The 12,390-nt window shown below is 71.5% G+C and carries 10 protein-coding genes; 7 read left to right on the top strand and 3 right to left on the bottom strand.

The features are described 5' to 3' along the window. Positions 1-498 precede the first annotated feature (498 nt). Positions 499-1,311, top strand: a complete 813-nt coding sequence (locus tag WMF11_RS12290) for a CPBP family intramembrane glutamic endopeptidase (protein WP_437977604.1) — start codon at positions 499-501, stop codon at positions 1,309-1,311. Here WMF11_RS12290 and WMF11_RS12285 read toward each other — a convergent pair. From WMF11_RS12285 to WMF11_RS12275, 3 genes are all read right to left on the bottom strand, one after another. Then, the gene (locus tag WMF11_RS12285; RefSeq protein ID WP_437977603.1) at positions 1,287-2,780 is read right to left on the bottom strand and encodes a vWA domain-containing protein; all 1,494 of its coding nucleotides are present in this window, start codon (positions 2,778-2,780) and stop codon (positions 1,287-1,289) included. The two genes, WMF11_RS12290 and WMF11_RS12285, sit on opposite strands and share 25 nt — an antisense overlap. Positions 2,781-3,156: 376 nt before the next feature. After that, the gene (locus WMF11_RS12280) at positions 3,157-3,861 is read right to left on the bottom strand and encodes a glutathione S-transferase family protein (RefSeq protein ID WP_437977602.1); all 705 of its coding nucleotides are present in this window, start codon (positions 3,859-3,861) and stop codon (positions 3,157-3,159) included. Beyond that, the gene (locus WMF11_RS12275) at positions 3,858-5,375 is read right to left on the bottom strand and encodes an isochorismatase family protein (protein WP_437977601.1); all 1,518 of its coding nucleotides are present in this window, start codon (positions 5,373-5,375) and stop codon (positions 3,858-3,860) included. Before WMF11_RS12275 ends, WMF11_RS12280 begins: the two co-directional genes overlap by 4 nt. Before the next feature lie 792 nt (positions 5,376-6,167). On the opposite strand from WMF11_RS12275, the gene WMF11_RS12270 reads away from it, so the two are divergent. From WMF11_RS12270 to WMF11_RS12245, 6 genes are all read left to right on the top strand, one after another. After that, positions 6,168-6,836, top strand: coding sequence for a hypothetical protein (locus WMF11_RS12270; protein ID WP_437977600.1), 669 nt, complete (start codon positions 6,168-6,170; stop codon positions 6,834-6,836). Further along, the gene (locus WMF11_RS12265) at positions 6,833-8,317 is read left to right on the top strand and encodes a hypothetical protein (RefSeq protein WP_437977599.1); all 1,485 of its coding nucleotides are present in this window, start codon (positions 6,833-6,835) and stop codon (positions 8,315-8,317) included. The genes WMF11_RS12270 and WMF11_RS12265 overlap by 4 nt, the downstream gene beginning before the upstream one ends. After that, complete coding sequence (locus WMF11_RS12260; RefSeq protein WP_437977598.1) at positions 8,314-10,317, top strand: hypothetical protein; 2,004 nt, start codon at positions 8,314-8,316, stop codon at positions 10,315-10,317. Before WMF11_RS12265 ends, WMF11_RS12260 begins: the two co-directional genes overlap by 4 nt. A 418-nt stretch (positions 10,318-10,735) precedes the next feature. Continuing rightward, on the top strand, positions 10,736-11,104 hold the full coding sequence (locus WMF11_RS12255; RefSeq protein WP_437299247.1) for a response regulator: 369 nt from the start codon (positions 10,736-10,738) through the stop codon (positions 11,102-11,104). Between the two features lie 85 nt (positions 11,105-11,189). Further along, entirely contained in the window at positions 11,190-11,867 is a 678-nt protein-coding gene (locus WMF11_RS12250) for a GAF domain-containing protein (protein ID WP_437977597.1), read from the top strand. Continuing rightward, complete coding sequence (locus tag WMF11_RS12245; protein WP_437908577.1) at positions 11,864-12,388, top strand: chemotaxis protein CheD; 525 nt, start codon at positions 11,864-11,866, stop codon at positions 12,386-12,388. The genes WMF11_RS12250 and WMF11_RS12245 overlap by 4 nt, the downstream gene beginning before the upstream one ends. Positions 12,389-12,390 lie beyond the last annotated feature (2 nt).

Raw genomic sequence — 12,390 nt, 5'->3', positions numbered from 1 at the left:
CAGCCGAGTAACAAGCCAAGCGTACGGAATAACAAGAAGCCAATTTTGCCGCGACGGCGCATGGTTCCTCCTGGGTCTCGGGGCGCTCGCACCGGAGCGCACGGGGGCAAGGTGCAGATCCGATCGCCCGGCAAACACGCCTATCACAGGTGCCGTCACAGCGACGATGACAAACGATTACAGCCGTCGACGACGCCAGCGGGTCGCAAAGGCGCCTTGACGACCGTCCCGCACATTCGTGACCACGGCGCACCCTGGGCACCGCGGCCGGCGCATCACCTCCTCCAGGGACCTGCGCAGACACGGGCGATATCGACTTCGTGCTGCGGGGTTGACAGCGGACCACACATGCGGCGGCGCGAGGCCCGCGCTCGGGACGGGAGCTCCGAGCGGAGCCCGGCCCCCGACCCGATCCCGGCCTTCGTGTCGAGCGGGGCGACTTTCTCCGTCGCGAGTCTCGCGCGGAACATCCTGCGCGCGCCGCTGTCCCGCCGGTCCATGCCTCGTTCCGTGGCCCGGTTCTTCGTCCTCGCGTACGCCATCACATGGCTCTGCCAGCTGCCCCTGCTGCTCCAGCAGTGGGGCGCCGGCATCCCTCCCGGCGTCGCCATGGCGCCGCTCGTGCTCGGCGCTGTCGGCCCCTCGCTCGCGGCCATGGTGTGCGCCTGGAAGGAGGGAGGTCGAGCGGGGCTCTCGGGGCTCCTGTCACCCCACCCCGCCCCGGCGGGCTGGGGCTACGCGCCGCTCGCGCTGTGCATGCCGGCGGCGCTGCACCTCCTCGGCCTCGCGCTGCTGGCGCTCGCCGGCGGGAGCCTTCCGGCGACGCTCCTATATACGCCTGTCACACCGGAACACCGCGGTATCGCCGTGCTCGCCCCGCTGGGGGAGGAGCTGGGATGGCGCGGCTATGCCCTCCGGCGGCTCCTTCCGGCGCAGGGACCCGTGCGCGCCAGCCTCGTCCTCGGCGTCGCGTGGACCTTCTGGCACCTGCCCGCCCTGTGCCTGCCGGGCGTGCCCTGGTGGTCGTGGGCGCTCAGCCTCGTGTTCATCACGTCGCTCAGCGTGCTGATGACGGCGCTGCACCTCCGATCCGGCGGCAGCGTGCTCGTCGCGTGGGCGGCGCACCTCGGCATCCACCTCGACAACGTCTCTCGCGCGCACATGTCCGGCGACGGCGCCGCGCCGCTCCTGGTCACGACGATCGCCGCGCTCGTGGCCGCGGTCATCACCGCTCGGTGGATGCAGATGCAGGCACGAGGCGCCGTATCGCGAGCCGACGGAGAGCGTCAGTTGTCGCTGAACTCACCATAAAGATCTCCTCGAGGGGCGTCCGCCTTCATGAGGTCCAGGAGCGCGGGCCAGAACGCCGCCTCCGCGTCGATGCCGGCGTCTCCGATCGCCGCCGCGTCGGCCGCGAAGCGCTCGAGCGCGGGCTCCAGGGTGGCAATCGCCGCGGCGGGGTCCGAGCCGTACGCTTGCGCCGCGTCGTGCATCGCTTGCACGAGGAGCGCGAGCGCCACCGTCTTGTCGACGCTCGCCTGCGGCATCACCACGCCGCGCTCGTCGAGCGCCTCGCCGTCATAACGCGCCGAGAGGGAGCTCGTGACCGGCTCTCCCGAGCCGTCGACGTAACTGAGCGCGACCTCCACCTCCGACCCGGCGATCTCCTCTGGCGACGCCGGCGTGAGGGACAGGAGCAGCGCCCCCTTGCGCTTGCTGAGGAACACGCTCGCCACGTCGAGCGAGGCGATCGACGTCGCGCCGGCCTCCCCTGTGGGGAAGCCATACGCGTGGGAGAGAGAGAGGCCCGGCGAAGGGGTCGCGACGAGGCTGAGATCATGGGCGATCGGCGTCGCCATCCACGGCCAGTTGTCTTCCATGAAGGGCCCTACCTCGCCGGCGTCCATCAGGCTGAAGGCGTTGGCTCCGCGCAGGTGCGACATCCGGTTCATGACCTCGACGCCCAGCCCCAGGCCCAGGCCGAAGACGGTGATCCCGATGCCGTCTTCCGCGCCCTCCGCGACCAGGCGCTCGAACTCGCTGCCGTCGATGGCTCCCACGTTCGGCTGAACGTCGGTGAAGAGCATGACGCGGACCTCGTCGGCCGTGCCCTTCGCCTCGCGCGCGAGCTCGTACGCCCGAATGAGGCCTGCCTCCATGTTGGTGGAGCCGTTCTCCGAGAGCTCGTCGATGGTCTCCTTGATCTCGGGGTCGTCCCCTTGCGTCCAGTCGAGCGGCGTGCTCACCGACGAGCCATACGTGACGAGCGCGAAGCGGTCGTCCGCGTCGAGGCTGCTCGCCACATTCCCGAGGAGCGAGCGGGCGATCGCCGCGGGCATCCCGCCTTCGCCATCGCCGTAGCCCCACGACATCGAGCCGGATACGTCGACCGTCGCGACGATCGCCATCGACGGCCGCTTGAACGTCTCGGGATCGATCGTCGACGACATGCCGACCTGCACCCACGCGGCGCTCTCGCCCTGCGCGTCCGGGGCAATCCCCATCGCCGCGCGCACGCAGAGGAGCGTCGCGCACGGCGCGCCCTCGAGCGGCAAATCGTGCTCCGAGAACATCGCCTCGACGACGAACGCCTCGGCCGGCGGCACCCTGCCGTTCTCGACGAGGCCCCGTGCGAGGCCCATATCCTTCACACCCCCCGGCGTCGCGCCGAACTCGCCGGAGCCGCCGAAAGAGGCCATGTCGCTCCCGCCGATTTCTGCGCAGCCGACCATCGCGATTCCCGACGCGACCGTCATGATGAAGCCAAAGAATCGGTTCATGCCATCCCTCCTTCGAACGCCGGGCGCTCAGGTTCGCGCAGGATCGCGACACGTCCTCGCCCCGCGTCCTGCCGCGCGGCGTGCAGCTTCAGTGCCAACGCCGCGACGCACGCTTGGTCTGGTTCGGGCGCCCATCGACGCGCCATTCCGGCACGATGCATGACAGCGGCGTCAGAGCGCAGGCGCGCTCCGGTGAGCCACCCCTCGCGACGACCGCGCCGGCTCAAGCACCCTGAATCCATCGGACTCACGCGTTTGCGGAGCCGGGCGCCGCCCAGGTCGGGCTGTGGGTGACTTCAGATTATCTGAGGCTATCGCCGACCTGCTCACGCATCGAGCGGGCCGCCTTCAGCCGACGATCAGCGGGGCGGCCGCGCTACGTCGCGGCGGCGAGCGCCCGCGCCTGGGCGAACAGGTCGGGGCGCGCCCGGTCGTGGGACCAGCCCTCGGGGTACGAGGCAACCGCCGAGGGGCGATCCCGCACGCGGCGCTCGTAGGCGTCGAGCGCCGGATGACCGGCGAGCGACAGCCCGCGCCGCTGCATGTAGGCGAGCACCGGGTAGAACGCGCAGTCGGCGAGCGTGAAGGCGTCCGACGCGATGAACCGTGTCTTCTGGGCCCGCGCGTCCCACAGCGCGAGCTCCCGCTCCACCCCCGAGAGCGCGCCCAGGATGGCTGCTCGCCGGTCCGGCGACACGGCCTCCGGGCCAGCCTCGAAGAGGCCCTCCAGCGGGTCGTAGACACACGCCGTGGCCTCGGACTCCTGCGCGAAGGCGAGCGCGCGGGCGAGCGCCCCGGGCTCGGCGAGCGGCGGGAGGAGCGGCGGGTCGGGATACCGCAGCTCGAGGTACGTCAGGATCGCCAGCGACTCGTTCATGGCGGCGCCGTCGGGCTCCACGAGCACCGGGGCCTGGCCCCGCGGGTTGAGGGCCAGGAACTCCGGGGTGCGCGTCTCGCGGGGCTCCCGCATCACGCGGAGGCGGCGCGCCTCGAAGGCGAGGCCCTTCTCGTGAGCCGCCATCAGGACGCGCCAGCTCGAGATCGAGCCGTTCACGAAGTACACCGTGCGCTGAGCGCTCATCGGTCGCCCCCGGGCTCGTGCGACGCGCGGAGCGTGCGAAAGTTGAGCGCCTCGAAGCCCGGGCGGTACGCGGCGACATCGAAGGTGGGGTCGACGTTCTCGGCGCGGAAGAGCTGCAACATCCGCTCTGCCTCGCCGCGCTCCGCCGCCTCGCGCTCCGGCTCGGGGACCGCGGCTCGGGCTCGGGCGCGCGCCTCGGCCTCGGGGCGATCGGACGCGGGCGCGCCGACGCCCCAGACAGCGCCGGTCGCCGGATCGTGAAACGTGCCGATGTGCCGGAACGTGAGCGAGATGCGCGATGGCGACACATGGCCGTCGCCCTCACCCTCCGTGTCCCCCTCCTGGCGAATGGCGTGATAGAAACGGCGGTTCGTCTCCAGGTCCATGACGAGCAGCGAGCCGTGCGGCAGAGGGACCTTCTGGACAGCATTCCCGTCCTCGGCGCGCTTGGGCCGGAGCACCATGGTGCGCTGTCGTCCGAGCGAGACATTGACGATGAACGACGGGCGCACGAGGTCGAGCGTCTTGTCGGAATGCTCGCTGATCCAGTCGCGTCCCGTGCGGTAGAGCTGGAGCAGGCAATGGTTGAGCGGGTGTCCGACGCGACGCTCGACCTCCCTGCGAATGCGGTCGACGGCGGGGGTGAAGGGGCAGAGCTCGGGCTGCTCGTCGACCGGGTGGCGATAGAGCGGCATGGCGCCGTCGGGCGAGCGCTCGCCCTGGATCGCGACCAGGCGGGGCACCTCCCCTCCGCGGTGGCGCATCGTCGTCCAGGCGACCTCGCGCTCGACAGCGGCGAAGGCGCCGGCGTCCCCGGCGAGGCGCTCGTCGAGGGCGCCGCACCACAGCGCCGTCTCGCCCGCGCCGATGCCGGCGATGTGCACCGGCCCGGGTCCGTCCGAGAGCAGGTCGGCCCAGCTGCGGCGCCGGCCGCCGAGGCCCTCGATCTCGCGCAGCGCCACGGCCTGTTTGCCCGCGGTCCCCGCCGCGGTCGCGTCCCCGAGGATGTCGACGTCATAGCCGAGCCGGCGCGCGTCGCGGGCGGCGGCGAGGACACACACGTTGGTCGCGACGCCGCACAGGACCACGCCGGTCACGCCCGCCTCCGCCAGCCGGGCGTGCAGCTCGGTGTCGCGGAACGCCGAATACCAGCGCTTCTCGACGTGCCATTCCGCGGTCCCCGCGGGGCGCTCGGCGCGCACCGGGACGAGCGCCGGGAACAGCTCGGCGCCCCACGTGCCGCGGGCGCAGCACGCGCTGCCGGTGTGCGTCTGCCCGCGGAGCGCGTCCGGCGCCGCGTCGATCTCGCCGTAGACCGACGTCACCCACACCACGACCCGCCCCTGCGCGCGCGCCGCGCGCGCGAGCCAGGCCACGGTCTGCGCGAGCTGGTGCGGATCGCAGTGGCGCTTCGAGAACGCGCCTCCCTCCGCGAGGAAGTCGTTCTGCATGTCGATGATCAGCAGCGCCGTGCGCGCAGGATCCTGGGAGGGCGCCCCAGCTCTCACGTCCATCGTGTCCTGGTACCACCGGCCGGCTGCTCGGCCAAGCTCCGCGGCCGCGACGCGGGGCACACAGCAGAGAGCGCCAGGCCGAGCTCACCCAGGATCAACGAGGCTCCAGCGTCGAACACGGTAGCGTGGGCCTCCATGACGATCGAAGAGGTCGAAGCTGGGACTCGACAGCTCGTCGAGAGGGCCAACGACACGGATGTCGTGGTCTTCGCGAGGCACGCGGCGGGTTTTGCAGCAGATGCAGCGGATACGACGCTGGCTTGGCCCTTGCTTCAGCTCGCGCCCGAGCTCTAGGATGAGGAAGTGGTGAAAACCCGACGGCGGCGCACCTCGCGAAGGGGGGTCTTCTGGCACGTGCAGTGCCTCGGCTTGATCATGAGCGCGCGGGCATTCGCTCAGGCGCCCGACTCGAGCGCCTTTGAGCCCGCCCCCGCGCCCCCTGCACCGACACAGCCAGCGCCGGCTCCGCCTCCTCCGCCACAGCTCGCGCCCGCGGAAGCTCCGCCGCCCGCCCCTGCACAGCCTGAACCGGAGCAGCCCGCGCCGCCTCCTCCGAGCGCCGCCCAGCCGTATCCATACCCGTATCCGTATCCGTATCCATACCCGTATCCGTATCCGTATCCGTATCGAACCCCGTATCCGTATACCTATCCATCGCAGCCTTACCCGCCTGGGCCTCCACCGTTCATGCCCCCGCCGGCCCCTGAGCCTCCACCGTCCATTCCCCCGCCGGCCCCCACCGCTGACGCGCCGTCGAAGCCAGCGCCTCCGGCCAAGAGGAAGCCGCGGAGCGTGCCCTTGTCCGTGTTTCGCTTCGGCTACGGCGCGTACGCGAGCGGCACGCTGAATTTTCAGGGCCAATGCGCCGGCAGCTGCCCGCTGTCCTTGCGCTCCGGGAGGGAGGACGTCGACGATCACACGCCGGTGCTGCTCGGCCTCGATCTGATGTTCGGGCCCGAGCCCGTGAGCCTCGGGTTTGGCTTCTGGTTCACCACGGGCACGACCCTCGAAGGACGAGAGCCCACCGTGCCGGAGCGGGGCATCGGCTGGGAGTTCGCGACCCCCTTCATGCTCGGCGTCGCGGTCCCCGCGACGGAGTCCCTCGCGCTCCGACTGGGCGCCTTCGCCGGTCCGGAGTTCCTGTTCGCGCACGACGGCAGCGCGCAAGGCAGGGACGGCGAGGCCTACGAGAGCTTGTGTGACGACTTGCGGGCCCGCGGGCAAGTCAGCGAGTGCGACGTGACCTATCCGACCCGCTTCAGCTGGATCTACGGGTTCCAGGTCGGCCCTGTCTTCCGCACGTCGCGCCTCAACACCATCGGCGCCGAGCTCCTCGTCCAGCACGTCGATTATCGCCTGTTCGGGGTCGACGCGGAGGGACCGAGCTGGCGAGCCAAGCAGACGTACGACTACAGCGCGTGGAGGTTCTGGCTCATGGTCACCGTCGGGATAGGGAAATGACGTTGCGCTACGGGCTCTCGGCGATGGCCCTTTCGCTGGTCGTCGGGTGTGCAGACGACGGCGACAAGGCCCCGCCGCCCGACTGCGGCGAAGGCCGCGTCTGCACCTGCGCGCCGGGAGACGACCGGCCTGGATGCAATCCGTGCCGGGAGGGATACCGGCCCGCGCTGATCGGGTCCGACTGTGTCCCGACCTGCAACGCCCCCGACGTCGACTGCGGCGAGGCGGGAGTCTGCGAGGAGACGGCGAGCGGGGCCGCGTGTCGCTGCGATCCGGGGCACGCGGGCGAAAGCTGCGAGCGCTGCGAGTCAGGGCTCACGCAGAACGACGCCGGCCAGTGCGTGGCCGCGCTCTCGGCACCATCGCTGCTGACGCTGTCCATCGTCGGCTCCGAGCGCGTCCTCGGCGCGCTCGTCCCGCCCGGCTGGTCGTTCCGCCCTCTGGCGAGCGTGCCGAGCACCGTGACCGACGTCGCCTATGACGCGGGCTCCGGTCGCGTGTTCGCGCTGAACGGCGGGCGCCTGGCGACCCTCGATCTCGCTTCCGGTGCGGTCATGGATCTCACGAGCGCCGACGTCGATCTCGGGAGCGCGCTGTCGCTGGATCCAGCCGGAAACAGGGCGCTCTCCGCCTCGGCGGACGCCATTTACGAGATCGATCTCGACACGTTCCAGGCCGAGGAGCTCTCCGCTGTGGGCGCTCGCGCGCTCGAGTACGACCCGGGCCGCGCGAGGATCCTCGGGCTGGACGAGGCGGGCGCGACCTTCGAGCTCGCTGATTCCACGCCGGAGCTCGTCGGCCAGGCGCAGGGCTCCGACTGGCTCGCCATGGCCTTCGATCCCGGAAGCGCGCGCGCCTATTTGCTCCGCAGCGACGCGGAGAGCCGTGAGGACCGACTCCTGCGTTATTGCGCCGGGGCCCTCGCGCGCTTCGGCGCCGTCCCGGCGTGGCATGCGAACCGCGTCGTCGACGCCGGCGGCGGGAGCACGGCGCCGCTCACGCTGGCGTACGAGGGCGCGGATCCGGCGCTGATCGTGGCCGATCTGAGCACCCAGCCGATCGACGCGGTGACCATCGCGGTCGACCACCCCGACGCGGCCGTGTGTGTCGTCGACGACGGAGGCGGCGGGGCGGCCGAGCTCGAGATCGCGCTGTCCCCGAGCCTCCGGGCCGGCTTCCTCCTGGTCGCCGCGCCGGGCCGAGCGGTGAGCGTCGACGCGACGGCGCGCCCCGCCGACGCCAGCTACAGCTTCATCGTCCACACCAATGAGGGCCTCAGCGTCTCGGGGCCGATCGAAGGCATCACCGGGCACGACACGGCCTCGTGGGAAGCGCTGGCCCTCGACAGCATCACGAACTTCCCCGAGCGGCGCGCCGCCACCCTCGCGCTGATGGACTGGGCGTCTCAGGCCACCCTCGAGGTCCGCCTCCCGCACGAGCCTGCGGGCAACGCGCTTGCGTGGGTAGCGGAGGTGCCATGAAGGTCCTGCGCGTCTCCTGGCCGCTCCTGCTCCTCTCCCTTCCGGGGTGCGAGGACTCGGTTTCTGGCTTTCTGAGCTGCGGCGTCGAGATGTGCAGCGCCCGGCAGGAGTGCGTCAGCGCGGCGCTGGGCCCGACCTGCGTGTGCACCGAGGGGTTCGTCGGCACCGAGTGCACGACGTGCGCGTCCGGTTACAAGCTGGTCGACAACCGCTGCGCGCTCATCCCGCTCGACTGCGCTGTCAACCCGGAGCGGTGCGGTCCGCACGGCACGTGCGTCGCGACGGCCGGCGCGGACGAATGCGCGTGCGAGGCGCTGTACGAAGGTCGGCTGTGCGATCAATGCCAGAGCGGCTACCAGGACAACGACGCGAACGGCGACTGCCGCCCCACCTGCGCGGAGGCCCAGCTCGACTGCAAGGCGCCGAGCCGCTGCTCGGACGCGGGCGGCACGGCGCTGTGCGAATGTCCGACGGGGTACACCGGCGACGACTGCTCGCGCTGCGCGCTCGGCTATCGGGACAGCGGGACGGGCTGCGTGCCCACGTGCGCCGCCTCCGGCTTCACCTGCAGCACGAACCAGATCTGCGTCGACACGGACACGGGCGCCCGCTGCGGGTGCGCCGAGGGGTACGGCGGGATCGGCTGCGCGAGCTGCGCCGAAGGCTACCAGCAGGATTCGACGACGGGCGCTTGCCTGCCCTCCTGCGACGGGGCCGGCGTCCGCTGCGGCGAGCACGGCAGCTGCGACGATTCGATCGGCTTCGCGCGCTGCGTCTGCGTCCTCGGATACACGGGGGAGCGCTGTGACCTCTGCGCCGCGAACTTCGAGCAGGGCGCCGGCGGGACGTGCGGCCGTACGCCCACGGCGAGCGAAACGCTGGTGATGGCGGGCTCCTTCGAGGGGCGTCCGGTCCTCGCCACGCTCGATCCGGGCTCGGGCAGCGCGCTGCCGCTGGCGGAGCTCGAGGTCACGGGGCTGTCGGGCGGCGCGACCCCGCGGGCGCTCTTCGTCAACCGCGCCGGGTCGATCTCGTCCTACTCGCTCGCGACCGGCGCCGTCGAGGACGCCGTGGATGGCAGCGGCGCCGTGGGTCCGCTCACCTGGGATGAGGCGACGAATCGGCTCTACGCGCTCGGTGGACCGAGGTCGTTCTCCCTGCTCAGCATCGATCCCGCCGCGAAGACGGTGGTGCCGCTATTCGACACGGAGCTGGCCGGGGCGGTGGATCTCGCGTTCGACGCCGCGAACCAGCGGGTGCTCGTGCTGCGCGACACCTTGTTCGCGGTGAGCCTCGCCGACGGCGCGGTGACCGAGCTCGCGCCGCTGCCCCCGGCCACGCTGGGCATCGAGATCGGCGCCGACGGCGCGCTCCTCGCGCTGTCGGCGACCGACGCGGACGAGGCCGCCGCCCGCGTGCAGGCCTGTCGCTCGACCGCGGCCGCGCTCGGTCTCGACGGCTACGCGGGCGCGACCGGCCGCTTCGTACAGCCGGACTCCGACGTGGACCAGGTGACCCTCGCGGCCGCGACGCCGGACAAGCTGGAGGTGCAAAGCTATCTGGGCCGAGGCGGCGACAGCGCCCCGCGGACCGTGCAGATCACCGCGGACAACCCCGACGCGTTCCTCTGCCTGGCCCTCGAGGAGGCGACCCTGGTCGGCGTGGCGGCCGGGGCGCGCTTTCGAGCGCTCGTCATCTACGCGGCGGACGACCCGATCGAGCTGCAGATCGAGGACGGATTCGCGGGCGGCGCGGCGCCCCTGATCCATCTGGGCGGCTACGCTCCCGCCTTCACGCGCCCGGATCGAGACGACATCGTTGTCTACACACCAGCGGAGTGGGCCGCGCGCGGGCTGGCCGTCGATCCGCGCTTCCACCGCCCGGGGCCCGGCGTCCTTCACACGCTGGACGGCGCGTTCGCCGTGAGATCGAGCGTGCCCCTCTCGGGAGGCGTCATTCCCGGAGGGCCGCTGGCCCGCTGGGAGCCGGTCGCGCCATGAAGCGGGATCCTTCTTGACGATGGAATGAAGAAGACCGCCTCCCGACCCATGGGAGCCCGGAGCTCTGGCGTGTCCGCCCACGTCGTAAGCGGTTGTACAACACTCGGGCCTTTGTTTCGTCACCTTCCGAAGGGTCTTTGCGCCTCCGCCAGACACCGACGCTCTCGCGGTGGCGTCCGGCCCTCGCACCCGCGCTGTCGAGGAGGTCGGGGCCGGCGCGCCGACCCGCCGGCCCGCCAGCCCGTCAGCTCAATAGAAAGATGCTGTATGTCCGAGTGTTCTTGCCTCGATTGATGTTTACTTGAGGCGTGACCCGATCGTACCTTGGGCAAAGGCGACGCCCCTTGGGGAGAGGGGGCGTGCGAGCCGCGCGGGCGAGCGCTCGAGTGGCCTTCGTTGCCTGCGAGGGGAGGCGGTGGTGTCTCGAAAGAAGATCCTGCTGGTGGACGACTCGGAGACCGTCCTGATGATGGAGCAGATGATCCTCCGGAAGAGCTATGACGTGGTCACTGCCAAGGACGGCAGCGCGGCGGTGGCCAGGGCGCTCGCCGAGCGACCTGATCTGATCCTGCTCGACGTGATCATGCCGGCCATGGATGGATTCGAGGCCTGCCGGAGGCTGCGATCGGAGGAGGCGACGCGGGAGACGCCCATTGTCCTCGTCACGAGCCGAGGCGAGGTCTCGCACAGGGAAGAGGGGTTTCGCTGTGGCTGCTCCGACTACATCACGAAGCCCATCGACTCCCTCGAGCTCCTCGAGAAGGTCAAGAGCTGTCTAGGCGAATGAGGTGAAGACCGACATGTCGCGTGATGGACAAGCGGAACGCGGGGTGGAGCAGGCGGTGCGCCGCGAGCGATCGTCACGAGCGCACGTGAGCGCGCTCGAAGGGCAGAAGAAGCGGCTCGCGCGGCGCGCCCGCGCGCTCGGCCGGCTGCTCGGCCGGCTCCGGAGGGCCCGCGGGCACCTCGAGGCCCGCGCCGTCCGCGCCGAGGCGGCGCTCGCGCTCGCCGCCGATCGATGCGCCGAGGAGGAACAGCAGCGCTCGCAGCTCGCGAACCTCTATGTCGCGAGCCGCCGGCTCCTGCCGCTCCGGACCCGGGAGGAGGCGTGCCGCGCCCTCCAGGACATCATCGCGAACCTCGTCGGCTCCGAGGAGATCGCCGTCTTCGAGATCGACAACAGCGGGGCGGCGAGGGTCGTCGCGGCCTACGGCGTCGCGCCGTCGTCCGCCGTCCTGATAGCGCCGGAAGAGGGCATCGTGGGGCGCGTGGCGCGGCGGATCGAGCCGTATTTCCGGCAGGGCGCCGCGCTCGGCACCGACCCGGCCGCCCCCCAGGCCCCCTGCGCGCGCGGCGAGGGCGACGTCATGGCCTGTGTCCCGCTCACGGTGGACGAGCGCGTGGTCGGCGTCATCGCCGTCTTCCGCCTGCTCTCGCAGAAACCCGAGCTCGGGCCGATCGACAAGGGTCTCCTCGAAGCGCTCGGCACGCTGGCGGCCGGGCCGTTCTGCGCGGGGCGGGAGCGCTGCGGCGCCCTGGAGATGCGATGACGATGCTCAAGCCCCCGTCGCAGCGGTACGGCGCTGGACGAGCGCGGCTGAGCGCGCCCCCCCCGAGCAGCCCGCAGCCCCACTACCTCACGCCGGGCAACGTCTTCGCGTCGGGCGAGCCGACGATCATCACCACGATCGTCGGCTCGTGCGTCGCGATCTGCCTCTGGGAGCCGGCGCTCGGCGTGGGCGGCATGAACCACTACGTGCTCCCCAGCTGCCCCAACCTCACGCTGCCGCTCGGGCGCTTCGGAGACACCGCCTTTCAGCAGCTCCTCGATCGTCTGGCGGCCCTCGGCGCCACGCCCCGCTCGCTCCAGGCCCGGATCGTCGGCGGCGCCTGCATGATCTCTGCCTTCCGGGAGCGGGACTCGCACCTCGGACACCAGAACGTGGCGGTCGGGGTCATGGTGCTGCGCGCCGCCGGGATCCGGGTCGTCCAGCAGGACACGGGCGGCAGCCAGGGCCGGAAGCTGATCTTCCGCACGGACGACGGCAGCGCGGCCATCCAGCCCCTGTGATC

This window comes from Sorangium sp. So ce295, from assembly GCF_051527405.1.
Classification (GTDB): Bacteria; Myxococcota_A; Polyangia; order Polyangiales; family Polyangiaceae; genus Sorangium; species Sorangium cellulosum_B.
The sequence above is the reverse complement of the archived record's forward strand: the minus strand, read 5'-3'. Positions and strand labels throughout refer to the sequence as shown.

Coding starts and splice junctions, on each gene's coding strand:
- WMF11_RS12260 (WP_437977598.1), top strand. CDS start 8,314: ATGAAGGTCCTGCGCGTCTCCTGGCCGCTCCTGCTCCTCTCCCTTCCG.
- WMF11_RS12275 (WP_437977601.1), bottom strand. CDS start 5,375: ATGGACGTGAGAGCTGGGGCGCCCTCCCAGGATCCTGCGCGCACGGCG.
- WMF11_RS12245 (WP_437908577.1), top strand. CDS start 11,864: ATGACGATGCTCAAGCCCCCGTCGCAGCGGTACGGCGCTGGACGAGCG.
- WMF11_RS12265 (WP_437977599.1), top strand. CDS start 6,833: ATGACGTTGCGCTACGGGCTCTCGGCGATGGCCCTTTCGCTGGTCGTC.
- WMF11_RS12280 (WP_437977602.1), bottom strand. CDS start 3,861: ATGAGCGCTCAGCGCACGGTGTACTTCGTGAACGGCTCGATCTCGAGC.
- WMF11_RS12290 (WP_437977604.1), top strand. CDS start 499: ATGCCTCGTTCCGTGGCCCGGTTCTTCGTCCTCGCGTACGCCATCACA.
- WMF11_RS12285 (WP_437977603.1), bottom strand. CDS start 2,780: ATGAACCGATTCTTTGGCTTCATCATGACGGTCGCGTCGGGAATCGCG.